This window comes from Nocardia sp. X0981, from assembly GCF_977089955.1.
In genome coordinates this window covers 5,733,207-5,756,530 of record NZ_OZ372435.1, presented here as the reverse complement: position 1 = coordinate 5,756,530, position 23,324 = coordinate 5,733,207, and the positions used below count along the sequence as shown (strand labels likewise).

The 23,324-nt window shown below is 68.3% G+C and carries 22 protein-coding genes; 21 read left to right on the top strand and 1 reads right to left on the bottom strand.

The genetic code is table 11. The annotated features are described in order from the left end of the window. Positions 1-10: 10 nt before the first annotated feature. From ACYR7D_RS25420 to ruvB, 4 genes are all read left to right on the top strand, one after another. A complete protein-coding gene (locus tag ACYR7D_RS25420) occupies positions 11-535 on the top strand; it encodes an O-acetyl-ADP-ribose deacetylase (protein ID WP_459547034.1) in 525 nt (174 codons plus the stop codon). 93 nt (positions 536-628) lie between these two features. Next, positions 629-1,198: a crossover junction endodeoxyribonuclease RuvC gene (gene ruvC / locus ACYR7D_RS25415; protein ID WP_459547033.1), complete on the top strand. Its 570-nt coding sequence runs from the start codon at positions 629-631 to the stop codon at positions 1,196-1,198. After that, a complete protein-coding gene (ruvA, locus tag ACYR7D_RS25410; protein WP_459547032.1) occupies positions 1,195-1,800 on the top strand; it encodes a Holliday junction branch migration protein RuvA in 606 nt (201 codons plus the stop codon). Before ruvC ends, ruvA begins: the two co-directional genes overlap by 4 nt. 6 nt (positions 1,801-1,806) lie before the next feature. Continuing rightward, positions 1,807-2,904, top strand: a complete 1,098-nt coding sequence (ruvB, locus tag ACYR7D_RS25405; protein ID WP_459550288.1) for a Holliday junction branch migration DNA helicase RuvB — start codon at positions 1,807-1,809, stop codon at positions 2,902-2,904. Positions 2,905-2,953: 49 nt separating this feature from the next. Here the strand turns inward: ruvB and ACYR7D_RS25400 are convergent, their stop codons facing one another. Further along, on the bottom strand, positions 2,954-3,196 hold the full coding sequence (locus ACYR7D_RS25400) for a DivIVA domain-containing protein (protein WP_459547031.1): 243 nt from the start codon (positions 3,194-3,196) through the stop codon (positions 2,954-2,956). 192 nt (positions 3,197-3,388) lie between these two features. On the opposite strand from ACYR7D_RS25400, the gene yajC reads away from it, so the two are divergent. The 17 genes from yajC (at position 3,389) to ACYR7D_RS25315 (ending at position 23,319) form a co-directional block, all read left to right on the top strand. Further along, positions 3,389-3,766 (top strand): preprotein translocase subunit YajC, encoded by a 378-nt coding sequence (gene yajC, locus ACYR7D_RS25395; protein ID WP_459547030.1) that lies wholly within the window; start codon positions 3,389-3,391, stop codon positions 3,764-3,766. Positions 3,767-3,869: 103 nt separating this feature from the next. Then, complete coding sequence (gene secD, locus ACYR7D_RS25390) at positions 3,870-5,702, top strand: protein translocase subunit SecD (protein WP_459547029.1); 1,833 nt, start codon at positions 3,870-3,872, stop codon at positions 5,700-5,702. 8 nt (positions 5,703-5,710) lie between these two features. Next, on the top strand, positions 5,711-6,904 hold the full coding sequence (gene secF, locus ACYR7D_RS25385; RefSeq protein ID WP_459550287.1) for a protein translocase subunit SecF: 1,194 nt from the start codon (positions 5,711-5,713) through the stop codon (positions 6,902-6,904). 20 nt (positions 6,905-6,924) lie between these two features. Beyond that, positions 6,925-8,613, top strand: coding sequence for an ABC transporter substrate-binding protein (locus ACYR7D_RS25380; protein ID WP_459547028.1), 1,689 nt, complete (start codon positions 6,925-6,927; stop codon positions 8,611-8,613). Positions 8,614-8,641: 28 nt separating this feature from the next. Further along, the gene (locus ACYR7D_RS25375; RefSeq protein ID WP_459547027.1) at positions 8,642-9,214 is read left to right on the top strand and encodes an adenine phosphoribosyltransferase; all 573 of its coding nucleotides are present in this window, start codon (positions 8,642-8,644) and stop codon (positions 9,212-9,214) included. Positions 9,215-9,445: 231 nt separating this feature from the next. Beyond that, complete coding sequence (locus ACYR7D_RS25370; RefSeq protein WP_459547026.1) at positions 9,446-11,023, top strand: ABC-F family ATP-binding cassette domain-containing protein; 1,578 nt, start codon at positions 9,446-9,448, stop codon at positions 11,021-11,023. A gap of 175 nt (positions 11,024-11,198) precedes the next feature. Next, complete coding sequence (locus ACYR7D_RS25365; RefSeq protein WP_459547025.1) at positions 11,199-13,595, top strand: RelA/SpoT family protein; 2,397 nt, start codon at positions 11,199-11,201, stop codon at positions 13,593-13,595. 227 nt (positions 13,596-13,822) lie between these two features. Continuing rightward, a complete protein-coding gene (locus ACYR7D_RS25360; protein ID WP_459547024.1) occupies positions 13,823-15,469 on the top strand; it encodes a cutinase family protein in 1,647 nt (548 codons plus the stop codon). A gap of 57 nt (positions 15,470-15,526) precedes the next feature. Further along, on the top strand, positions 15,527-16,441 hold the full coding sequence (locus ACYR7D_RS25355; RefSeq protein ID WP_459547023.1) for a hypothetical protein: 915 nt from the start codon (positions 15,527-15,529) through the stop codon (positions 16,439-16,441). A gap of 14 nt (positions 16,442-16,455) precedes the next feature. After that, positions 16,456-17,325 (top strand): MinD/ParA family ATP-binding protein, encoded by an 870-nt coding sequence (locus ACYR7D_RS25350; RefSeq protein WP_459547022.1) that lies wholly within the window; start codon positions 16,456-16,458, stop codon positions 17,323-17,325. 124 nt (positions 17,326-17,449) lie between these two features. Then, the gene (locus ACYR7D_RS25345) at positions 17,450-18,115 is read left to right on the top strand and encodes a DUF6668 family protein (protein ID WP_459547021.1); all 666 of its coding nucleotides are present in this window, start codon (positions 17,450-17,452) and stop codon (positions 18,113-18,115) included. A gap of 93 nt (positions 18,116-18,208) precedes the next feature. Beyond that, positions 18,209-18,508, top strand: coding sequence for a hypothetical protein (locus tag ACYR7D_RS25340; RefSeq protein ID WP_039825607.1), 300 nt, complete (start codon positions 18,209-18,211; stop codon positions 18,506-18,508). A 7-nt stretch (positions 18,509-18,515) separates the two neighbouring features. After that, positions 18,516-18,785 (top strand): hypothetical protein, encoded by a 270-nt coding sequence (locus ACYR7D_RS25335; RefSeq protein ID WP_459550286.1) that lies wholly within the window; start codon positions 18,516-18,518, stop codon positions 18,783-18,785. 31 nt (positions 18,786-18,816) lie between these two features. Next, the gene (locus tag ACYR7D_RS25330; protein ID WP_459547020.1) at positions 18,817-19,461 is read left to right on the top strand and encodes a hypothetical protein; all 645 of its coding nucleotides are present in this window, start codon (positions 18,817-18,819) and stop codon (positions 19,459-19,461) included. After that, positions 19,458-20,264, top strand: coding sequence for a hypothetical protein (locus tag ACYR7D_RS25325; protein ID WP_459547019.1), 807 nt, complete (start codon positions 19,458-19,460; stop codon positions 20,262-20,264). Before ACYR7D_RS25330 ends, ACYR7D_RS25325 begins: the two co-directional genes overlap by 4 nt. Before the next feature lie 5 nt (positions 20,265-20,269). Continuing rightward, positions 20,270-21,832, top strand: a complete 1,563-nt coding sequence (locus ACYR7D_RS25320) for a hypothetical protein (protein ID WP_459547018.1) — start codon at positions 20,270-20,272, stop codon at positions 21,830-21,832. Next, positions 21,829-23,319 carry an SCO6880 family protein gene (locus ACYR7D_RS25315; RefSeq protein ID WP_459547017.1) on the top strand — a complete coding sequence of 497 codons (1,491 nt, stop codon included), beginning with the start codon at positions 21,829-21,831 and terminating at the stop codon, positions 23,317-23,319. Before ACYR7D_RS25320 ends, ACYR7D_RS25315 begins: the two co-directional genes overlap by 4 nt. Positions 23,320-23,324: the final 5 nt, after the last annotated feature.

The window sequence follows — 23,324 nt, the reverse complement described above, 5'->3', positions numbered from 1 at the left end:
CAATGGCGGCATGGTCGCTCTCACGCTCGTTCGCGGGGATATCACCGAACAACAGGTGGACGCGGTGGTGAACGCCGCGAATCCGGAACTGCTCGGTGGCGGGGGAGTGGACGGAGCCATCCACCGGCGCGGCGGGCCCACGATCCTCGCGGAATGCCGGCGATTGCGGGAAACCGACTACCCGCGGGGGCTGCCGACCGGCCGGGCGGTGGCGACCACGGCCGGGGATCTACCGGCCCGCTGGGTCGTCCACACAGTGGGCCCGGTGTGGTCGCCCCGGGGTGAACGCGCAGCGCAGCTCGCGCCGCTCCTGGCCTCGTGCTACCGCGAATCGCTGCGGGTCGCCGCCGAGCTGGGGGCACGTACGGTGGCCTTCCCGGCGATTTCGACCGGTGTGTACGGCTGGCCCATGGACGATGGCGCACGTATCGCCGTCACCACCGTCCGGGAGCATGCGGCCGGCTTCGAGGAGGTGCGTTTCGTGCTCTACGACACGGCCGCCTACGAAGTCTTCGCGGCCGAACTGGCGCGATGAGCACGGCGCACCCGCTACCCGTGTCACTGACTCCGAGAGTTTCGCGCCTGCACTAGACTTCGAACAACTGTTCGTTCTCGGGAAGGTTTCGTGGTGCGGGTGATGGGCGTCGATCCCGGGCTCACCCGGTGCGGGGTGAGCATGGTCGAAGGGGGGACCGGCCGCACGGTGCGGGCGCTCGCGGTGGATGTGGTGCGTACCCCCGCCGAACTCGACCTCGCCCAGCGCCTGCTGCGGATCTCCGATGCCGCCGAGCAGTGGATGCAGACCTACCGCCCCGAGGTGGTGGCCATCGAGCGTGTCTTCGCGCAGCACAACGTGCGCACTGCCATGGGCACCGCGCAGGCCGGTGGAGTCATCGCCTTGGCGGCCGCCCGCCGGGACATCCCCGTGATGTTCCATACTCCCAGTGAAGTGAAGGCCGCCGTGACCGGTAACGGCGGGGCGGACAAGAAACAGGTGACCGCCATGGTCACCCGGATACTCGGGCTCACCACGCCCCCGAAACCGGCCGATGCCGCCGACGCGCTGGCCCTCGCCATCTGCCACTGCTGGCGGGCGCCCCTGCTGGAGCGGATGGCCCGGGCCGAGGCGCTGGCCGAACGGGCCCGGCAGCAGTACACCCAACGACTGGAAGAGCAGCGGAAGGCGGTGCGCGGGTGATCGCGTCCATTCGCGGGGAGGTCCTCGAACTCGCCCTCGACCATGTGGTCCTCGAGACGGCGGGAGTCGGTTACCAGCTCCATGCCACCCCCGCGACCCTGGCCGGGCTCACCCGTGGCGAACAGGCGCTGCTGTATACGGCCCTGATCGTGCGCGAGGATTCGATGACCCTCTACGGGTTCGCCGATACCGAGGCCCGGGACCTGTTCGGCCTGCTGCAAACCGTGTCCGGGGTGGGGCCTCGGCTGGCCATGGCCGTCCTGGCCGTCCTGGAACCCGAAGCGCTGCGCAAGGCACTGGCCGCGGGAGATATCGCGGCCCTCACCCGGGTGCCGGGTATCGGTAAACGCGGGGCGGAACGAATGGTCGTGGAACTACGGGACAAGGTGAACCTCGTCCCGGTGCCGCCGGATACCACCCGAACCACCTCGGCGGTGGTGCGGACCCCGGTCCGCGAGCAGGTCGTGGAGGCGCTCACCGGGCTCGGTTTCCCGCTCAAACACGCCGAATCGGCCGTCGACGCCGTGCTGGCCGAACACCCGGATGCCGGCAACTCCACGGCGTTGCGCACCGCGCTCGGCATGCTCGGCAAGAATCGTTAGGCCGTGATGGAAGATCCGCGATACGACGATGCGCCGGACCCCGGAGAATCCCCCGTCAGCGCCGGTTACCTGGCTTCGGACGGTGATACCGACTCCGGACTGCGCCCCACCTCCCTCGACGGCTTCATCGGTCAGCCGCGAGTGCGGGAGCAACTCGCCCTGGTCCTGCGGGGCGCCCGGGGGCGTGGCGGAACCCCGGACCACATCCTGCTGTCCGGTCCGCCCGGCCTCGGTAAAACCAGCCTGGCGATGATCATCGCCACCGAACTGGGCACCTCACTGCGGATCACCTCCGGGCCCGCTCTGGAGCGGGCCGGGGACCTGGCCGCCATGCTCAGCAACCTGGTCACCGGAGATGTCCTGTTCATCGACGAGATCCACCGCATAGCCCGGCCCGCCGAAGAGATGCTGTATCTGGCGATGGAGGATTTCCGCGTCGACGTGGTGGTGGGAAAGGGGCCGGGCGCGACCTCCATTCCGCTCGATATCGCGCCGTTCACCCTGGTCGGCGCCACCACCCGGTCCGGCGCGCTCACCGGGCCGCTCCGCGACCGATTCGGCTTCACCGGCCATATGGACTTCTACGAGCCCGCCGAACTGCTGCTCATCCTGCAGCGCTCCGCCCAGATCCTGGGCGTGGAGATCGATACCGACGCCGCGGCGGAGATCGCGGGCCGCTCACGCGGCACGCCCCGCATCGCCAACCGGCTGCTGCGGCGGGTCCGCGACTACGCCGAGGTCCGGGCGGACGGCCGGATCACCGTACCCGTGGCCCGGGCCGCGCTCGAGGTCTACGACGTCGACCCGCTCGGCCTGGACCGGCTCGACCGCGCGGTACTGGGGGCGCTGGTCCGAGGTTTCGGCGGTGGTCCGGTCGGGGTGTCCACGCTCGCGGTCGCGGTCGGGGAGGAGGCCTCCACCGTGGAGGAGGTGTGCGAACCGTTCCTGGTGCGGGCGGGCATGGTGGCGCGCACACCGCGCGGCCGGGTCGCCACCGCCGCGGCCTGGGAGCATCTCGGCCTGACCCCGCCGGCGGATCTGACGGTCGGGGCGCTCGAGGTCCGGGGACGGGAACCGCAGCCCACCCTGGATTTGTTCGATTGATTTCGCGGCGCATGCGCTTCGAGTGCTGAAACACGACGCGGGCGGTGGTTCAGAGGCCGAGCTCGGTGCGGACTCTGGCGAGGAAGGCGTCGACCTCGTCGGGGTGGTAGCCGCGGGCGAACAGTTCGCGGGGCGGCGGGAGGGCGCGTAGGCGCTCGGAGGTCAGGGGCGGGCCGCCGGCCAGCGCGGCGGCTATCTCGTCCAGGAGGTCGTCCACCGCTTTCTCCTGGTAGCCGCGGCGGCCGAACGGGGCCCTGCGGAATACGACATGCCGCACATCTTCCGGGGTCATGACGCGATTATGGGCGGGTGGCCCCGCCCCCCGCGGGGTATCCGGGGGATGGTGATATCGGCCACGCACATCGGCCGGGGGCCGCCGGTACGCGCCGGTTCCGGCGTGCGGGTGTGGCGCGGATCGGAAGAGCTGGCAGACTGTGTGCGTACCTGTCCCTCTCCTCACCCAGATCAGGAACCGACTTCGATCATGGATCTGCTGTTTCCGCTCGTACTGGCCGCGATGCTGGGAGTGATGTTCCTCGGTATGCGCCGCCAGAAGAAAGAGGCCGACAAGGTCGCCCAGATGCAGGACAGCCTGAAGGCCGGTGACCGGGTCACCACCACCTCGGGCCTGTACGGCACCGTGGTCGAGGTCGACGACACCACCGTCGATATCGAGATCGCCGAGGATGTCGTCACCACCTGGCTGCGTCAGGCGATCCGTGAGGTGCGCGTCGACGATTTCACCGACGACGAGACAGGTGACGACAGCGACGACACGGACGCCGAGTCCACCGCCTCTCCGGCCGCCCCGGCTGCCGAGGAGACCCCCGAGCAGACCGAAATCCGGCTGACCAAGGACTGATTTCCACGGCCCGGCCACCGGTCCGGACACTCCGGGCGACCGGTGGTCCCGGCATGTGCCGTGGCCGTTTCACCCAGAACTTCCGCCTAGGAGATGACGACCTGTGCCACCGTCTCAGGGATCGGCGCACCAACTCCGCTGGCTCGCCTTGTTCGGCGTGCTGGTGGCCGCGATCTACGCGCTGGTGTTCTTCACCGGTGACAAATCACCGACACCCAAACTGGGCATCGACCTACAGGGCGGTACCCGGGTCACGCTGACCGCCCGGACCCCGGACGGGAACCGGCCCAGCCAGGACAGCCTCACCAAGGCGCAGGAGATCATCGAGAACCGGGTCAACGGTCTCGGGGTGTCCGGCTCCGAGGTTGTGATCGATGGGGACAACCTCGTCATCACCGTCCCCGGCGACGACAGCCAGCAGGCCCGCACCCTGGCCACCACCGCCAAGCTGTACATCCGGCCGGTGCTCCGAGCGGCCCCGGCGCCCACCGCACAGCAGCCGCAGGCGCCCGGTCAGCCCGCCGCCCCGGGACAGCCCACGACACCGGAGCAGGGCACGCCGACCGATTCGGCGCCGGCGCCGACGGACGGGACCGCGCCCACCGGCGGTGACATTCCCGCCGAAGGTACGCCGCAGGACCAGTCCGCCCCGGCTGCGGAAACCCCGGCGGCCGCCCCGGTGCCCGCCGAGGAACTCCAGGTCCGGCCGGCCCAGGTGACCGAGGAACCGCAGCCCCCCGCCGAAACCACCCCGGTGCCCGCCGAGCCGTCTCCCGCTCCCGCCCCGGGCGAGCCGGCCCCCGCCGACGAATCGCTGACGCCGCAGGAGCAGGCCCAGAAGGAAATCGACGCCGCGCGCACCCTCCGGCAGAGCACCGACCCCACCATGCAGCAGCTGGCCATGTCCGCCATGGACTGCGCCGCGGCCGATCCGCTCGCCGGTAACGACGATCCGAATCTGCCGCTGGTGACCTGTTCCACCGACGGCACCGAGGTCTTCCTGCTCGACAAGAGCCGGATCGACGGCCAGGAGATCGCCGATGCCACCTCCGGTTTCAACACCGAACAAGCTCGGCACGAAATCAATCTCACCTTCAAATCCGGTGGCAGCGATGCGTGGGCCTCGCTGACCGGTGAGTACATCCAGCAGCGCGTCGCGTTCGTCCTCGACTCGGAGGTGGTCAGCGCCCCGGTGGTCCAGCAGGGTCCCCAGCTGGGCGGCCGGACCCAGATCTCCGGTAATTTCACCGCCTCCAGCGCCAAGGACCTGGCCAACACCCTCAAATACGGTTCGCTGCCGCTGTCCTTCCAGACCTCCGAAGCCGAAACGGTCTCCGCGACCCTCGGCCTGTCGTCACTGCGCGCGGGCCTGATCGCCGGGGCGGTCGGCTTGGCCGTGGTGCTGCTGTACTGCCTGATCTACTACCGCATGCTGGGGTTCCTCACCGCCCTGTCGCTGATCGGCTCCGGTATCGCGGTATACGGCATCATGGTGCTGCTCGGACGCTGGATCGGCTTCACCCTCGACCTCGCCGGTATCGCCGGTCTGATCATCGGTATCGGTATGACCGCGGACTCCTTCGTCGTCTTCTTCGAACGCATCAAGGACGAGATGCGCGAGGGGCGCAGTTTCCGTTCCGCCGTACCGCGTGGCTGGCAGCGCGCCCGGAAAACGATCCTGTCCGGTAACGCGGTGAGCTTCATCGCCGCCGCGGTGCTGTACGTGCTGGCGGTGGGGCAGGTGCGCGGGTTCGCGTTCACGCTGGGCCTGACCACGATCCTGGATGTGGTCGTCGTGATCCTGGTGACGGCGCCGCTGGTGCTGCTGGCCTCGCGTTCGGCGTTCTGGGCCAAACCGTCGGTGAACGGGCTCGGTGCGATGCAGCAGCTCGCCCGCGAGCGGAAGGCGGCCGAGGCCGCGGTGGGGAAGGCGTGACGATGAGCATGACCATGGACAAAGCTCCCGCCCCGCGCCCCTCCGGGCCCCGGCGCGGCTGGATGAACCGTCTCTACACCGGCACCGGTGTCCTCGACGTGGTCGGCAATCGGCGCCGCTGGTATGTGGTGACCGCGCTGATCGTGCTGGTCTGCCTGGCCAGTATGGCGGTGCGCGGTTTCACCTTCGGTATCGACTTCGTGGGCGGATCCCGTATCCAGCTTCCGGCCGGCGACGCCACCACCGAGCAGGTGGAGCAGGTGTACTCCGAGGCGATCGGCTCGGATCCCGAATCGGTGCAGACCGTGGGGACCGGTGATTCCGCGACCATCCTGATCCGTTCGGAAACGCTGGACGCCGAACAGCTCGGTGTCCTGCAGAACGCCCTGTTCGAAGAGTTCCAGCCCACCGACGACAGCGGCACTCCGAGCCGTAACGCCATCAGCGCCTCCGATGTCAGCGAGACATGGGGCGGCCAGATCACCCGCCAGGCGCTGATCGCACTCGCGGTTTTCCTGGTGCTGGTCAGCGTCTACATCGGTATCCGCTACGAGCGTGATATGGCATTGGCGGCGTTGGCCGCGCTCTTCTTCGACCTCGTGGTGACCGCCGGGGTGTACTCCCTGGTCGGTTTCGAGGTCACCCCGGCCATGGTGATCGGTATGCTCACCATCCTCGGTTTCTCGCTCTACGATTCGGTCGTCGTCTTCGACAAGGTCGAGGAGAACACCCGGGGTGTTCTGCACACCAACCGGCGCACCTATGCGGAACAGGCCAATCTGGCCGTCAACCAGACGCTGATGCGATCCATCAACACCACGTTGATCGGTGCCCTGCCCATCATCGGCCTGATGGTCATCGCGGTGTGGATGCTCGGGGTCGGCACCCTGCAGGATCTGGCCCTGGTGCAGCTGGTCGGCACGGTGGTCGGCGCCTATTCGTCGATCTTCTTCGCCACCCCGCTGCTGGTATCCATCAAGGAACGCTGGGGACCGGTGGCCGCGCACACCAGGAAGGTGCACGCGCGGCGCGCCGGCCAAGGATCCGGGGCTCGGCCCGGCTCCGCACCCGAACGTGGCGCCGGTCCCGGTTCTCGGCCCGTGGGTGCCGAGAACCGGAACGCCCAGCCCCCGCGGCGCACCGGCGCGGCCGGCCCGACGCCCGGCGCACGTCCCACCGGTAAACGACAGAGGCGGCACTGACATACGAGGGGTACGGATCGATGCGACAGCCATATCTGCGCCGGGCGTTCGCCCTGCTCGCTACCACCGCCGCGGCCACCGGACTGGTGGCGGGGTGCTCCGATAAGGATCAGGTCCCGTCGATCGGGTACGCCGTCGACACCGCCGTGACCACCTACAACGGTGGCACCACGGCGGGCGCCGCCTCGGCGCAGGCGGTGTTCGGCCGGGTCCTGACGGGATTCTTCTACACCGGGCCCGACGGTCAGGCGGTCGCCGACTCCGATGCGGGCACCGCCAAGGAGGTGCCCGGTGAGGCGCAGACCATCCAGTACCGGCTGAACCCCCGCGGCGTCTACTCCGACGGCGTACCCACCTCCTGCGACGATCTGGTGTTCACCTGGGCCGCTCGCAGCGGTCGTTTCCCCGGCTTCGATTCGGCGAGCACGGCCGGGTACGAAGATATCGAGCGGGTGGAGTGCCAGCCGGGGTCCAAGGACGCCACCGTGGTGTTCCGGCCCGGTCGGCGCTACCTGCCGTGGCGCACCCTGTTCGGCGCCGGGGAGCTGATGCCGGCCCATGTGGCCACCCAGAGCGCGAACGTCCCGGATATCGTGGCGGCGGTGCAGCACGACGACCGTGCCGCGCTGGACCGGCTCGCCGAGTTCTGGAACAAGGGCTGGGATATGGCCCCGGGCGACCTCGACATCACCCGCTTCCCGTCTTCGGGCCCGTACCGGATCGAATCCTTCGACCTCGAGGACGGTCTCGTCCTGGTGGCCAATGAGCGTTGGTGGGGTGAGGCGCCGGCGACCGGCCGGGTCGTGGTGTATCCGAAACCGGTCGATCTGGCCGCCCGTATCGAGGACGGCTCGGTGGCGGTGGTGGATATCGGTACCGGAGCGCTGCCCGAGCTGAATCTGGACGCGTTCTCCGTCGAACGGTTGCCCAGTCGCGGTGTCGAACAGTTGGTGCTCGATACCGGCGGTGTATTCGAATCAGCCGCGGCGCGGCGGGCTTTCGCTCTGTGCGTACCCCGGCAGGCGCTGTTCGACGAGCTCGGCCGCACCCCCGAGGCGCCGGAATCGGGGCCGGGTTCGGCGGTCTCCAACTCGCGCACCCTGCAGCAGGATTCGCTGTATTATCCGGCGGCTACGGAGGCGGCCTCCGGGCCGTTCACCGGCGCCGATGTGGCGGGTGCGAAGGCGGCTCTGGCCCAGGCCGGGGAGAAACAGCTCACCGTGCGTATCGGTTATCTCGCTCCCGACGCGCGGCGGGCGCGGACGGTATCGATGATCGCCGCTGCCTGTGAACCGGCGGGCATCACCGTACAGGACGCCGGCACACCGGATTTCACTCCCGCACAACTCACCGGTGGTGCGGTGGACGCGATACTCGGTGGCCCCGGCGGTGCTCCGGGCCCGGCCGGATCGATCGACGGTATCGCGGCCATCGGCGGGCTACGTACCGGCAGTGGGCTCAATGTGGGTAAGTTCCGCAACGACCGCTTCGACTCGATCATGGCTCAGCTCGCGGCCGACGACAATTCGACGAATCAGCTGAATCTGCTCACCGAGGCCGAGAACCTGCTGTGGACGCAGTTGCCGAGTGTGCCGTTGTTCGCGACGCCGCGCACCATCGCGTTCGCCGGCGGCCTGCAGCACGGCATCGCGGGGCCCACCCGGGCCGGATCCGGCTGGAACATGGACCGCTGGGTTCTGCAGCGGTGATCCCGGTACGGACAATGGAGGTAGGTCGATGAATGAGTCCGCGGCAACCGAACCCGTGGACGCGGTCTCCGAAAGAATCGGCCGGGCCGCCGCGTCGGTGCGCAGATGCACCCGCTGGGCCGACGATTTCCCGGAGCCGGGCGTACGATTCGCCGACCTCACCCCGGTTTTCGCCGATCCGGAAGGTTTCCGGGCCGTGGTCGAATGCCTGGCGACCCTGGTACCCGATGTGGACCTGGTGGCCGGGGTCGACGCCCGTGGCTTCCTGCTCGGCGCGGGAGTAGCGACCGTTCTGGGCACCGGCGTGCTCGCGGTTCGTAAACGCGGCAAGCTTCCGCCACCGGTGATCACCAAGGAGTACCGGCTCGAGTACGGCACCGCGGCACTGGAGGTGCCCGCGAGTGGGGTCGCGCTGGCGGGCCGCCGCGTGCTGCTGCTCGACGATGTGCTGGCAACCGGCGGCACCCTCGCCGCCGCGGCGGACCTGTTCGGCAGTGTGGGGGCGGAGGTGGTGGCCGCGGCTGTCGTCCTGGAGATCGAGGCGCTGGGCGGACGCGCGCGTCAGGGCGACTACCCCGTTACGGCGATAGTCACCGTATGACGTCCCGCTACACCTTCACCGCGGCAGGGGACGCCCGGCGTCGCCGCAGCCCTCGGTAGCGTCGCCGGATACGGGTCACGGCAGGATTATTTTGCGGATCAGCTTTCGTTCGAGTATAATAGCCGAGGTCTTGTTCCCGGGGATCGGAGTCGCCGTTGCTCTCATGAGGTAGTCGCTCGTGCGACCCGCACCATGCGCGTCGCGTTCGGTTCGATACCTCCCAGGGGCAGCATGGCGCATATCTCCGTTTCCGATCTTTCCTTTTCCTGGCCGGACGGCACACCGGTATTCGACGGGCTCGACGCGCTGCTCGGGCCCGGGCATATCGGTCTCGTCGGGTCCAACGGTGCCGGTAAATCGACTTTCCTGCGTTTGCTGGCGGGAGAGTTGCGGCCCGCTCGCGGTTCCGTCGCCGTGACCGGGCGCCTCGGGTATCTACGCCAGGATCTCGGCCTCGCCGGGGGACAGCGAGTGGACGAGGTGCTCGGCATCCATCGGGTGCGCGGTGCTCTGCACCGTATCGAATCCGGTACCGGTGACGAATCCGATTTCGACCTCGTCGGTACCCAGTGGGATGTCGAGGAGCGCGCCGTGGCGCTGCTCGGCCGGCTCGGGCTGGACTATCTGGCCGGTACGGTACAACACCTGGACCGCAGGTTGGAGACACTGTCCGGGGGCGAAACGGTGCTGCTCGGCCTGGTGGCCGAATTGCTCGGGGAGCCCGATGTGCTCGTCCTCGACGAGCCCACCAACAATCTCGACCGAGTGGCCCGGACGCGGCTGTACGACGTCGTCGCGCAGTTCTCCGGGACCGTGGTGGTGGTCAGCCACGACCGGGAACTGCTGGAGCGGATGCAGACCACCGCGGAACTACGCGGCGGTCTGCTGCGCCTCTTCGGTGGTAATTACAGCGAATACCGGCGGATCATCGACCAGGAGCAGGAAGCGGCCCGCGCGGCCATCCGCGAGGCGCGCAGCGATGTCCGTAAGCAGGCACGCGAACTGGTGGAGGCGCGGATCAAACTCGACCGGCGGCAGCGGTACGGACAGAAGATGTACGAGAACAAGCGCGAACCCAAGATCGTGATGGGAGAGCGCAAACGGCAGGCGGAGGTAGCGGCGGGCAAACTGCGCAACAGCCATCTCGAGAAGGTGGAGGACGCGAAGGAGCGGCTCGAGCAGGCCCAGGAGTTGTTGCGTGACGACCGGGAGATCCGGGTGGACCTGCCGGATACCCGGCTGTACCCGGGGCAGGAGGTCGTCACGCTGGCGGAGGTGACACTGGCCAACGGGCCGGTGGTCTCGCTGGCGATCGACGGTCCGCAGCGGGTGGCGATCACCGGCCGCAACGGGGCCGGTAAGACGACGCTGCTCCAGCGGATCACCGACGAACCCCCGCGGGTGCCCTGGCGGTTGCTACCGCAGCGGCTGGACCTCTTCGACGAGCGCCGGACCGTATACGAGAACGTAGCGGACGGTGCGGTGCACGCGGATCCGGAGCGGATCCGGGCCCGGCTCGCCCGGTTCCTGTTCCGGGGTGCCGCCGCCGATGTGCCCGCCGCGGCGCTTTCCGGCGGTGAACGGCTCCGGGCGGCCCTGGCGATGCTGCTGCTCGCCGAACCGGCGCCCAAGCTGCTGATCCTCGACGAACCCACCAACAACCTGGATCTGGTGAGCCTCGGCCATCTCACCCAGGCGTTGGCGGCGTTCCAGGGGGCGCTCATCGTGGTGAGTCACGATCCGCGGTTCCTTGACGATATCGGGGTGACCCGGCGGCTGGAACTCACCCCGGAAGGGCTGATGGAATGAACCGGAACCGCCCGGGCCGGGGAAGTTCTGGCTCGCGCCGGGGCCGGATCGGCGCGATATGTGTATCGATAGGTGTCGATGGTGTTGCGGTGCGGGCTTCCCGCACTACCTCGGGGGCTAAAGTTGGTGGTCTGGAACGTTGCGGTGACAGACCGCGGCACGGAGAGGTGGTGGCATGACTCAGCATCTGGGCGAGGCGAATGTCGAGCAGACATCCGGCTCGCGGTCCAACGGTGCCGATGCCCCCACGCCCACTGCCGGGGCGCAGGGCGGCTCGGCAGCCGAAACGGGGGCCGTACGGCAGTCGGGGGCCGTGCCCAGTTCGGCGTCCCGGCGGGTGCGCGCCAGGCTGGCCCGCCGGATGACGGGTCAGCGTGGTATCCCGGCGGTGAAACCGGTGCTCGAGCCCTTGGCCACCGTGCATCGTGAGCTGTACCCGAAGGCCAACCTCACCCTGCTGCAGCGCGCCTTCGACGTGGCCGACGAGCGGCACGCGACCCAGTTCCGCAAATCCGGCGACCCCTACATCACCCATCCGCTGGCCGTCGCGAACATCCTCGCCGAACTGGGGATGGACACCACCACCCTGGTCGCGGCCCTACTGCACGACACCGTCGAGGACACCGGGTATTCGCTGGAGCAGCTCACCGCGGACTTCGGCTCCGAGGTCGCGCACCTGGTGGACGGGGTCACCAAACTCGACAAGGTCAATCTGGGGGCGGCGGCCGAGGCCGAGACCATTCGCAAGATGATCATCGCCATGGCGCGCGATCCGCGTGTTCTGGTGATCAAGGTGGCCGACCGGCTGCACAATATGCGGACCATGCGGTTCCTGCCGCCGGAGAAACAGGCCAAGAAGGCGCGGGAAACGCTCGAGGTGATCGCGCCGCTGGCGCACCGGCTCGGTATGGCCACCGTCAAATGGGAGCTCGAGGATCTCGCCTTCGCGATCCTGCATCCCAAGAAGTACGACGAGATCGTCCGCTTGGTCGCCGACCGGGCGCCGTCACGTGACACCTATCTGGCGAAGGTGCGCGCGGAAATCGTCAACACGCTGGCCGCGTCCCGGATCCCCGCCACCGTGGAAGGCCGGCCCAAGCACTACTGGTCGATCTATCAGAAGATGATCGTCAAGGGGAAGGATTTCGACGATATCCACGATCTGGTGGGTATCCGGATCCTCTGTGACGAGGTCCGCGACTGCTACGCCGCGGTCGGCGTGGTGCATTCGCTGTGGCAGCCGATGGCCGGACGGTTCAAGGACTACATCGCCCAGCCCCGCTACGGCGTTTACCAGTCGCTGCACACCACGGTGGTCGGCCCGGACGGTAAACCCCTCGAGGTGCAGATCCGCACGCACGATATGCACCGGACCGCCGAATTCGGTATCGCCGCGCACTGGCGCTACAAGGAGACCAAGGGCCGCCATTCCGGTGACGCCGCCGAGGTCGACGATATGGCCTGGATGCGGCAGCTGCTCGACTGGCAGCGGGAGGCGGCGGATCCGGCCGAGTTCCTGGAATCGCTGCGGTTCGATCTGAAGGCGCCGGAGATCTTCGTCTTCACCCCGAAGGGCGATGTGATCACCCTGCCGCAGAAGTCGACCCCCGTGGATTTCGCCTACGCGGTGCACACCGAGGTAGGGCACAAATGTATCGGCGCGCGGGTGAACGGGCGGCTGGTGGCGTTGGAGCGGCAGCTGGAGAACGGTGAGGTGGTCGAGGTATTCACCTCCAAGGCCCCCAATGCCGGTCCGAGCCGCGACTGGCAGAGTTTCGTGGTCTCGCCGCGAGCGAAGGCCAAGATACGTCAGTGGTTCGCCAAGGAGCGTCGCGAAGAGGCTCTGGAGAGCGGTAAGGACCAGATCAACAAGGAGGTCCGCCGCGTCGGGCTGCCGCTGCAGCGCTTGATGAACGTCGACGCCATGAACGCGGTCGCGCACGAACTGCACTACGGGGATATCTCCATGCTGTACACCGCGGTCGGGGAGCATCAGGTCTCCGCCCACCACGTGGTGCAGCGGCTGATGGCGCAACTGGGCGGTATCGGCGATGTGGAAAACGAACTCGCCGAACGCTCCACACCGTCCACCACCCCGTCGCGGCAGCGGCTCACCGGCGATGCCGGGGTGCTGATCCCCGGCGCCGAGGGCACCGTCGCGAAGCTCGCCAAATGCTGTACCCCCGTTCCCGGGGACGAGATCATGGGTTTCGTCACCCGCGGTGGCGCGGTGAGTGTACACCGGGTGGACTGCACCAACGCCGATTCGCTACGGGCGCAATCGGAGCGCATCATCGACGTGGAATGGGCCCCGTCGCCGCATTCGGTGTTCCTGGTGGCGATCCAGATCGAAGCCCTCGACCGTACCCGGCTGCTCTCCGATGTCACGAAGGTGCTGGCCGACGAGAAGGTCAACATTCTGTCCGCCTCGGTGGCCACGCACGGGGACCGGGTGGCGATCAGCAAGTTCACCTTCGAGATGGGCGATCCGAAGCATCTCGGGCATTTGCTGAATGTTGTCCGCAACGTCGAGGGTGTCTACGACGTCTACCGGGTGACGTCCGCCGCCTGAGCGTTTCGGGGACTTGTCAACCCCACTGGCTCTACCGGAAAATTTGTAACATTCGGGCGTCGGCGCGCCGTCATGTATGCGGGTCGGCCAGGCGGGTCGCGTAAACTCTTCGCCCTTTCAGCGGTCATAGCCGGAATCTGTTACCGTCTATTGCGTTTCATCGCGCTCGGTAACTGCGGTAGGACTGATTGCGGGTCGCTATGGCTGGATGCACAAGAATTTCGGGGATGCTGTTCGCACTCACCGTCGCTCTGGCGACCGCGGCAGCAGGCACTCTCGCCGCCCCCGCGTACGCTCAGGCGCCGAACCCGGCGGGCCCGTCCACCGAACTCGCGGTTTCCTCGTGTCCGGCGCTGTACGCGTTGGGGATTCAGGGCACCGGTGAATCGTCGCCGGACGCGGCGCCCACCACCGATACCGGCATGCTCTCCACCGTGTTCCGGCCGCTTATGGCCGCTGCTCCGGAACAGGGGCTGGTGGACCGGGCCTACGTGCCCTACGAGTCCAGTTTCGGTGGTGTGGACGGTGGTAGCGCCACACCGTATTCGGATTCGGTCAGCGGTGGCCTGATGCGGTTGCGGAGTATGGCCGGTTCGGTGGCGAAGCGCTGCCCCGAAACCCGGTTCGCCATTGTCGGGTACTCCCAGGGCGCCCATGTGGCTTCCCTGTTCGCCCAGGAGATCGGCCAGGGCGACGGGGCGCTGCCCGCCGAGAAGATCGCGGCGGTGGCGCTCATCGGCGACCCCACCCGCACTCCCGGCGCCCCGCTCTTCCCCGGCGCTCCGGGCAAGGCGACTCCCGATCCCGTACCGGGCACCGAGGGTGCGCAGACGGCGCAGATCGCCGCGCTGCCACAGACTCCGGCGACCGGCGGCGGTATCGCCCCGAACCGGGACGCGGCGGAGGATTTCGGCACGCTCACCGGACGGGTGGCCAGTTTCTGCGCCGCCGGCGATCTCGCCTGCGACGCACCCGAGGGCGCGCCGATCCTCAAGGCGGTGGCCGGTATCGTGGGCCAGGCCAAGCTCAGTGGTGGCGATCCGATCGCCTCGCTGACCTCGGTCGCGCAGGCGCTCGCGTTCACCTCGATCAAAACCGCCACCAAGGTCGTGAACGAGGATATTCAGGGCACCTCACTGGCGACGCTGAACATCTCGCCCAAGAAGTCGATCTCCGAACGGCTGGCCGACGCCGCCGATCCGCGCACCCCCTTGGATATTCCGGGCGCCATGCGTGCGTTGCTGAAGGTCGGCCTGATCGGGTTGAACGCGGTGGTCACCGTGGTGCGCACCGTGCTGAACCCCACCGCGATCGCCGAACTCGCCACCGCGGGCCTGGCGAATCCTCCGGCGGCGCTGCTGCTCCTGGGTACCAAGCTGCTGGGCGCGATACCGCAGCTCATCCCGCCGACCACCGGAATCCGGCTGGTGAGCCAGGCTTTCGACGCGGTGGTCGAGAACATCACCGATAACCACGCTCTGCTCGACACCACGACCTGGGTCCGGTACTGGGACACCATCCAGCGGCATCAGGCCTATGGCAACGCGGCTGTTTCGGCCACCGGTGAGGCGCCGACCAAGTTCATCGCCGACTGGTTCGCCGCCGCCGCGCGAGATCTCGCCGCGGTACACGGCAGCGGCAACAAACCGGTTTCCGCCGACTCGCCGCGAGTCGAGAGAACCACGAAAGCGCAGGTCCCGCCCTCGGAAGGATCTTTCGGCGCCGACCCCGGCGCGTCGCCTCCCCCCGCTCCCTCCGGTACGGGACAATTTCCTTTTGGGACAGGAGCCGACGGTGCTTCCTCGGACGGGCCGGCGGCCGCCCCGTCCAGCGCGCCGTCGACAACCGGAACCTACTCGTTCTCCGTGAACTGATCGCCGAGAGGGATCGATGATGCGATATCACGTGCCCGGCGCCACGGGAATGGGGGAATGTTGAAGTCCTACAAAAAGCTCGACCGATGGTACGATCCGCTCGAGCCGGAAGCGGAGAGCGACACGACCGTGCCGGCCGGCCACGGAGATCGCGGGGCCGAGGTCACGGAGTCGGCGGACGACGGTCCGGCCCGGTATCCCGACTACATCGCGGAGGCGGGCAGCGCTTCCGCCTCACCCGATCCGGCGCCCGCCGAACTGTCCGGCAGGCGTAGCGAGTTCACCGGGGGCTGGTCCGACTGGGTGGACGAACCCGAGACCGATCACGAGGGCGATCTGGTGCGGTTTCCGTGGCCGGACGGCGAGGGGGAACCCGCCGAGCCCCTCCGGATCGGCCGCGCCCGACCACGGGAAACCTCCGGGGGCACCGAGGTCCAGCGGCGCCGTGTCTTGGTCGTACTCGCCGCCGCGGTGGTACTACTCGCCATCGCCGCGGCCGTCGTGCTGTATCTCCTGGCCCCGGGGGCGCCGCAGGCCGCAACTCCCGACGACGGCGCCGGCCTTCGATTCACCTCCGGCAGCACCGATACGGGACCGGCCGCCGATCGGTGCCCCACCGAACAGACCGGCACCATGGTGCGCGGCGCGGGTCCCGGGGGAACGGATTCCGGACCGGCCGCGATACTGCGCTTCCAATACGCCTACTACGTGCAGCGTTCCGGTACCGAGGCACACGCGGTCGTCGCTCCCGGAGCACCCGTGTCCACCGCCGAGGTCATCCAAGCCGGGATCGACAGCGTCGAGCCCGGTACCGGGCACTGCGTGCGGATCGTGACGCTGGCCGAGGGGCGGTACTCCGTCGAGGTCACCGAGTACCGGCCCGGTGGCGAACCCGCCACCTACAGCAGGCAGACGGTCACCACCGCGGTGGTCGACGGCCGCACCCTCATCACGGGTATCGCGGCCGGGTAGAGGAGAGTGCAGCGATGGGAGAGGATTGGAGCCGCTGGCTCGATACCGCACCGGATTCCGGTGCGGCCGACGAGCCCGACGCGGCCGGGAATGCGCCCGTGGTGCGTTTGCGGGGCGAAAGCCGGTACCGTGCCGCCGGGGCGGCCCGGCCGATCCTGGTGGTAGGCGGATGCGGTGGTGCCGGAACGACCACCACCGCACTGGGTCTGGCGGGCGAGCTCGGTCTCGGGGGAACCGATACCGTAGCGGTCGACGCCACCCCGGCCGGGGGTGATCTCGCCTTGCGCGGCGCCGACGAGCATTTGCACCCGATCAGCCTCCAGCAGTGGCTCTACGGGCGCGGCGACGACGAGGCGGCACCGCTGAAGGAATGTATGTCGCGGGCCACGTCGGGGATCGGCCTGCTGTGGCGGGATGCCGCGCCGCTGCGCCGCCGCGCCAGCTATCTCACCGTGGCGCGGGCGGTGGACCGGGACGGATACACCGCCGTCTACGACGGCGGCAGCCCCATCGCGAGCCGCCAATTACGTCCCCTGCTCGACGACGCGGATGTGGCACTGGTCCTGACCATCCCGGCGCGTAGCGACGCGGCGAACCGGCTGCGGGTGACACTGGAGTGGCTGGACGACGAGTACGGGGATGCCGCCGAACCGATGGGCGGCGGAATCGTCGGCGACACCACCATCGTCGTTTCACACCAGCACCCGGGCGCCGATTCGCGGGTGGCCGACCATCTGCGCGAGCATCTCTCCGGCTGGGTTCGCGATATCGTCGAGGTGCCCTACGACCCGCATCTGGCGCGTGGCGAATTGGTATGCCATACCGCACTCGCCGAGGAGACCCGCCGGATCTATGAGCGACTGTTGGCGGGGATGGCGTCATGATGCGATACCTCCGCCTTCGCTGCGGTCTCCGCGGACCGTGTGCGGCGTCTCCGAGGGAGGTGCGGTACCTTCGCCTTCGCTGCGGTCTCCGCGGACCGTGTGCGGCGTCTCCGAGGGAGGCATCATGTCTCTTGCTATGAATCTTCCTCGCCGACCCGACCGTACCGCTACCGCCGGAGTGGTGCCGCCACCGGAATCGCGCTGCGCCGCGATCTGGGACCGACCCGTTCCCGGCGCCGGACGGGCGCCGCTGGTGTGGCTGCTGGGTGTCCACGGGGGCGCCGGGGTCAGCACTCTGGCGCATGTGCTCGCCCCCGCCGCGGATTCGGGCCGTCGCTGGCCCGGCGTCTTCGACCGGGAGTCTCCTTTCGTGGTGCTGGTGGCCCGCGAAACCATCGCCGGTCTGACCCACGCCCATGATCTGCTGCGCCAGCACCACTCCGGATTCGCCGGCCCCAGCCGGGTCCTGGGCCTGATCACGGTGGCCGCACGCCCGGGACGGATGGCACCGGAGATCCGGCGCTACCGGGATGTGGTGGCCTCACTGGCCGGTCAGGTGTGGCAGGTGCCGTGGTACGAGGAGTGGACGCTGGTGGAACCGGAGAAACTGCCGGTGTGGACTCCGGGGGCGGCCACCGCGGTTCAGCGTCGCCGCCGGATCGACCCGTTGGACGAGGTTCCCCTGGACGTCCGGGAAATCGGTTCGGAGATCGTCGCGGCGGCCCGCGCCGCGCTGGAGGAACCGGAGGCCGCCCCTGTCCGGGGCCGATCGAGATTCGTGGAGGAGTGATGCCGTGATCGCCGTCGAGCACGTATCCCGTTCTGTGCTCCCCGCGCTCGCGCGGACCCCGAATTGCACCTCAGCTATCGAGAAAGGCACCCGATGAGCACCGTACTTCTCGCGGTTCACCAGGCCTACGACACCGTCGTTGTGGCGCAGGTGGGCAATCCGACCCCCGAGGCCCCGCCCGGGTCGGAGAAGATCCTGCAGCTGGTCCGGTATCTCACCTGGTTCGTGCTGCTGTCCGGTATCTGCGGCATCATCTACGCGGGCGGTAAATTCGCCTGGGAGAAGTGGACCGGTGGCGGTCTGGAATCTCCGAAGATGGTGGCGGGCGCGATGATCGGCGGTGTGGTCGCCACCAGCGCGGGCACCATCATGAACGCCGTTATCGGAACGTGAGGTTGTGATGGATGTGGTCGGGGCGGTCGGTGTACTGGCGTACAAGCAGATGCCGGCCGAGGTTCTGGAACCGTTGATGCAGTTGTTGAACTGGCTGCTGTGGTTCGTTCTCATGGGTTGTCTCGCGTGGATGATCGTTTCGGCCGGAAAACTGTGGCTGACCTTCAAGGGTGATCTGGCGATGAACGACGCCTCGCACGGGGTACTCATGAGTCTGCTCGGCGCGACCGTCGCCAGCACTGCCTCCGGTATCGCCCTGGCGTTCCTGCCCGGGTGATCCGGCGGCGAGGCGAGGGGAACAACTGGGCATGAATTCGACCGTGATACCGGCCGCGCGCCGGTTCCGCCGGCCGTGTGCCGCGGTCGTGCTGGCCGCCGCGGCCCTGCTGGCCGGTGCCGTCGGCTGTGGCGACGGCGACACCACCGCGCCGCCGGATTTGTCCGCGCCGCCGACGAATGTGCGCTGGATAGCCTTCCAGGGCGTATCGTTGCCACATACCGACCAAGGTCCTTCGGCGGAAACCAACGGTGCCGCAACAGGTTTCGAGCATTCTCCACCGGGTGCCGCCGTGGCGGCCATGGTGCACACCGTGCGGCTCTCGGTGGCCGACGATGGGCAATGGTCGAATATCGTTGCCCGGGAAGTTGTTCCGGGCCCGGCGAAGGACGAATGGGCGGTGAACCGGGTGCAGTTGTCGATCAGCGGGCCCGCGGATCCGGTCTACGCGCCGCGACTGCTGGGGTACCGGATCACCGAGTACACCGATCAGCGCGCGGCGGTGGATGTGTACAGCGAGTACTCGGATAGTTCGAGGGCGGTGAACCACACCGTGGTGGAGTGGTTCGCGCAGGATTGGAGGTTACGGCTGCCGGATCCGGAATCGACCACGCGTCCCATCGATGCCGTTGACGAATTACCCAGTGACACAGTGAAATTGGAGGCACCGAAGTGAGCGGGAAGGAGACCTATCAGCGTGACCGCGTCTCCTTCGGTGTCGTGGCGTCCGCGGCGGTACTGGCCCTGATCGTGGTGGTCGGTGTCGTCATGTGGACCGGCCGGGACGAGAAGCCCGAATCGGCTCCGGCGCCTCCGCCCGCGGTCGGCGAAGGGTTCGCCGATCCCGATGTAGACGTTTTCAACCGCCGGGTGGATATCCCGAACAACCCGGCCGGACAGGTTCTCCCGCAGGACCCGTCGCCGCAGCGCAATCCGGCGGACCCGGACTGGCTGACCGCGGCGCCGGCGGGCACGACCGAGCCCCGTGGCTGGCAGCGGGTGTACGGAGCCTCGGTGCCGTTCTCGACTTCCGACGGTCCGCAACGGATCGAGGACGGCCTGGCCGTGGGGTATGCGCATACCCCGCAGGGCGCCGCGCTGGCAGCGGCCCAGATCACCTACCGGCTCAATGCCCGGCCCGCGCATCGTGACCTGTACGTGCGTCAGGTGCGGGTTTCGGCGCAGCAGATCGCGGCCTACGACAAGGCGCTGGAATCGGATCTGCTGCCCCAGCAGCAGCCCGAATCGGTGACCAGGTATCTCGTGGCCTCCGACGCGTTCAAGATCGACGACTACGCGGACGATATGGCGATCGTGCGATTGGCGTTGCGCGCCCCGGCGCTGGACGGCAAACCGATATGGGTGACCTTGCGGCTGATCATGGTGTGGGACGCGGGCGATTGGCGGCTCAAGCCGACCACCTCGCCGAACACACAGACCGAGTATGTCGAATCGCTCGAGGGGTGGACTCGATGGTGATTCCGATGTTGGGACGGAAAGTGGAAGCTCAGGTAGCACGCGAAGACAGCTCGCCCGCCGACCGGGAGCGGGACCCCGCGATATCGCGACGGGTATCGCTGGCCAGACGGTTCGTCACCATTTTCGCGGTGATCTTCACCGTGATGGTGGCGACGCCCACCGTGGCCTACGGTCAGACCTACGGATTCGACGAGACCTGTAACGAGATACACGACGCTCTCGACGAGATCGGTCTGCCCGGGCTCTCCCTGGGCGATGCCGCGGCGGCGGTGTGCAAGGCGGGTAACGCGGCGGCACATCCGGGCGAGGCCGCCACCGCGGTCAAGGACAAGGCGTGGGATTCGACCTTCGGCAAGGTGGTCGATTCGTTGATGAACGGCTTGGGCGAAGCCATCATTCTGGCGCTCACCTTCTGGATGAAGGTGCCCAATGAGGTGACCAGTGATTCCGGCACCCTGTTCACCAAGATCAACGACTACACCTATCAAGTACAGATACTGCTGCTCATAGCCTCGATCATCATCACCGGTCTACGCCTGGCCGAGGCCAGACGCGGGGCCGCGATGGACGAAGCGGCCGAATCGTTCCGTATGTTCACCAGAGTGGTGTTCAGCTCCTGGATGCTGGGCGCGGTGATCGTCGCCGGCACACAGGCCTCGGACCGCTTCGCCGAGTGGATCATCCAGGACGCCACCGACGGCAACGCCCGGAACATGGCCGAACTCATGGTGAAAACCAGTGCTTTGCAAGCGTTCTCGCCGGGTCTGGTGCTGATCATCGCGATCGTCGGGTTGCTCGGCGCGCTCGCCCAGATCGTGCTCGCCATCGTCCGGCAGGGCCTGCTGGTGATCGCGGCCGGCGTACTGCCCCTGGCGGCCGCGGCCTCCGGGATGAACACCGGTAAGCAGTCGTATCAGAAACTCGTGGGCTGGATCATCGCCTTCATGTTGTGGAAGCCCGTGGCGGCGATCGTGTACATGATCGCGTTCACCACGGCCGGGCATGTGGACGAGATGACTCCGGCCGGGCTGCCCGAGGCGGAGGAAGCCCAGCGGATGCTGGTGGCGATCGTCCTGCTGTGCAGCGTGGCCTTCGTCCTACCCGCGCTGATGCGCCTGGTGACCCCGGCGGTCGCCATCGTCGGCAGCGGCGGTTCCGGTCTGACCGCGGCCGGTGGCACGCTGATCGCGGCGGCCGGACTGGGTGCCATGGGCACCAAGGCGGTGGGCGCCAAGGGCGCCGCCGCACCCGGCCGAGCCGGATACGTCGGCGGCGCCGCGGGTCCGCCCCCGCCGCCTCGCGGGGGCGGACTGCCCCGCCCGACCCCGCCCCCACGCGGGGGCGGAGGCGGCGGCGCGCCTGCTCCGGCCGCACGAGGCCAGCGGTCGGGTGAACCGTCCGGAGCCGGCGGTGTACCGTCCGGAGCGTCCCGGGTGGCCAACAGGATCGGCGCTGCCAGATCCGCGACCGCCGGGATGTCCCGCGCGGATCAGGCCATGGGTGATGTCGCGGGCGACCGCTGGGCCAACCGTTCCCCCGACCTCGGTAGGAGCACGATCCCGCGATGACGAGCACCGAAACCTACGAACGCCGCTCCTACGGGCTGTGGCAGAAACCGCGCAGCGCCGGTCTTTTCGGCTTGCGCTGGGAAGAGACCGTGCTCGGGTTCGCCGTGGTGATCACCGCGCTGGTCACCGCCATGGTCGGTGGTTTCCAGTGGGGTGCGATCGTGGGCGGGGCCGGTGTGGTGATCATGGCGCCCCTGGTCATGCGGAGCGGGGGCCGTTCGGGCTACGAGACGGGATTGATGATGTTCCACTGGATGCGTTCGCGCAGCCGCGGTGAGCATGTGTATCGCGGCGGCCGGTTCTCCCGGGTCCCGGGTGGTTTCACCCGGCTCCCGGGGCTGCTCGCCCCCTCCAAGCTCTACGAGGGAATCGATGCCGGCGGTTACAGCTTCGGCATGATCCACCTGCCCCAGTTCGCGCAGTACACCGTGGTGCTGCGTGCCTGGCCCCAGGGGCACGAGGCGGTGGACCAGCCGGTGATCGACCGCTGGGTATCGGCGTGGGGGACCTTCCTGGCCTCGGTGGGCCAGACCAGCGATATCGTCGCGGTGGTTCCGGTGATCGACACCGTCCCCGAAACCGGGAACCGGTTGCTCACCGAGGTCTCCACGATCACCCGGCCCGAAGCGCCCGATCTGGCTCAGCAGGTGATGTACGAACTCGCCACCGAATTGCCGCAGGAGCGGGTGCAACTGCTGCCGCGGGTCGCGATCACCTTCAAGGCCACCACCGCCGAACGCCGGAAGAACCCGGCGGAGGAAGCGGTGGAGATCGGCCGCCGGCTGCCCGGTATCTGCGCCGCGCTCGCCGAGGCCGGGGTCCGTGCCCAGCCGATGTCGGCGGACGAGGTGATCTCGTTCATCCGCCGCAGCTACGATCCCGCCTCCCAGGCCGATCTCGAGGTGGCCGCCGGTGAACCGGAGGGACACGGCCTGGACTGGGCGGACGCGGGCCCGGTATCGCACGACGAGAAATGGGATCACCTCATCCACGACGGCGGGCGATCGGTCACCTGGGAAATGGACACCGCTCCGGAGGGCGCGGTGGACGAACGGGTGCTGCAGCGGCTGCTCGCACCCAATCCCGAGGTGCCGCGGAAACGGATCGCCATCGTGTACCGGCCGCATTCGGCGGCCGACGCGGCCGAGATCGTGGACGACGATTTCAAGAACGCCCTGGTCGCCCAGCAGAGCGAGCGGGGTGTGGTGTCGGCCTCGGCGACGCTGCGGGTGGGCGCCACCCAGCAGGCGCGCGAGGAACAGGCACGAGGTCACGGGGTCACCCGGTTCGGTGCGCTGGTCACCATCACCGAACCGCTGCGCGGTGATCTGCCGCGTATCGAGGCCATCACCCGCGATCTGTCCACGCAGGCCCGGCTGAAGATTCGCCGTTGCTACCGCTACCAGGCGGCGGCCTTCGCGGCATCGCTCGGTTGCGGGGTGATCCTGCCCGAGCACGCGACCATTCCGAAAGCATTGGCGGGGTGAACGAC

What these genes read in the sequence shown, in the direction of transcription:
- ACYR7D_RS25420 (WP_459547034.1), top strand. Translation starts at nt 11, where the DNA reads ATGGTCGCTCTCACGCTCGTTCGCGGGGATATCACCGAACAACAGGTG.
- ruvB (WP_459550288.1), top strand. Translation starts at nt 1,807, where the DNA reads ATGGAAGATCCGCGATACGACGATGCGCCGGACCCCGGAGAATCCCCC.
- ACYR7D_RS25400 (WP_459547031.1), bottom strand. Translation starts at nt 3,196, where the DNA reads ATGACCCCGGAAGATGTGCGGCATGTCGTATTCCGCAGGGCCCCGTTC.
- yajC (WP_459547030.1), top strand. Translation starts at nt 3,389, where the DNA reads ATGGATCTGCTGTTTCCGCTCGTACTGGCCGCGATGCTGGGAGTGATG.
- secF (WP_459550287.1), top strand. Translation starts at nt 5,711, where the DNA reads ATGACCATGGACAAAGCTCCCGCCCCGCGCCCCTCCGGGCCCCGGCGC.
- ACYR7D_RS25380 (WP_459547028.1), top strand. Translation starts at nt 6,925, where the DNA reads ATGCGACAGCCATATCTGCGCCGGGCGTTCGCCCTGCTCGCTACCACC.
- ACYR7D_RS25375 (WP_459547027.1), top strand. Translation starts at nt 8,642, where the DNA reads ATGAATGAGTCCGCGGCAACCGAACCCGTGGACGCGGTCTCCGAAAGA.
- ACYR7D_RS25370 (WP_459547026.1), top strand. Translation starts at nt 9,446, where the DNA reads ATGGCGCATATCTCCGTTTCCGATCTTTCCTTTTCCTGGCCGGACGGC.
- ACYR7D_RS25365 (WP_459547025.1), top strand. Translation starts at nt 11,199, where the DNA reads ATGACTCAGCATCTGGGCGAGGCGAATGTCGAGCAGACATCCGGCTCG.
- ACYR7D_RS25360 (WP_459547024.1), top strand. Translation starts at nt 13,823, where the DNA reads ATGCTGTTCGCACTCACCGTCGCTCTGGCGACCGCGGCAGCAGGCACT.
- ACYR7D_RS25355 (WP_459547023.1), top strand. Translation starts at nt 15,527, where the DNA reads ATGTTGAAGTCCTACAAAAAGCTCGACCGATGGTACGATCCGCTCGAG.
- ACYR7D_RS25350 (WP_459547022.1), top strand. Translation starts at nt 16,456, where the DNA reads ATGGGAGAGGATTGGAGCCGCTGGCTCGATACCGCACCGGATTCCGGT.
- ACYR7D_RS25345 (WP_459547021.1), top strand. Translation starts at nt 17,450, where the DNA reads ATGTCTCTTGCTATGAATCTTCCTCGCCGACCCGACCGTACCGCTACC.
- ACYR7D_RS25340 (WP_039825607.1), top strand. Translation starts at nt 18,209, where the DNA reads ATGAGCACCGTACTTCTCGCGGTTCACCAGGCCTACGACACCGTCGTT.
- ACYR7D_RS25335 (WP_459550286.1), top strand. Translation starts at nt 18,516, where the DNA reads ATGGATGTGGTCGGGGCGGTCGGTGTACTGGCGTACAAGCAGATGCCG.
- ACYR7D_RS25330 (WP_459547020.1), top strand. Translation starts at nt 18,817, where the DNA reads ATGAATTCGACCGTGATACCGGCCGCGCGCCGGTTCCGCCGGCCGTGT.
- ACYR7D_RS25320 (WP_459547018.1), top strand. Translation starts at nt 20,270, where the DNA reads ATGTTGGGACGGAAAGTGGAAGCTCAGGTAGCACGCGAAGACAGCTCG.
- ACYR7D_RS25315 (WP_459547017.1), top strand. Translation starts at nt 21,829, where the DNA reads ATGACGAGCACCGAAACCTACGAACGCCGCTCCTACGGGCTGTGGCAG.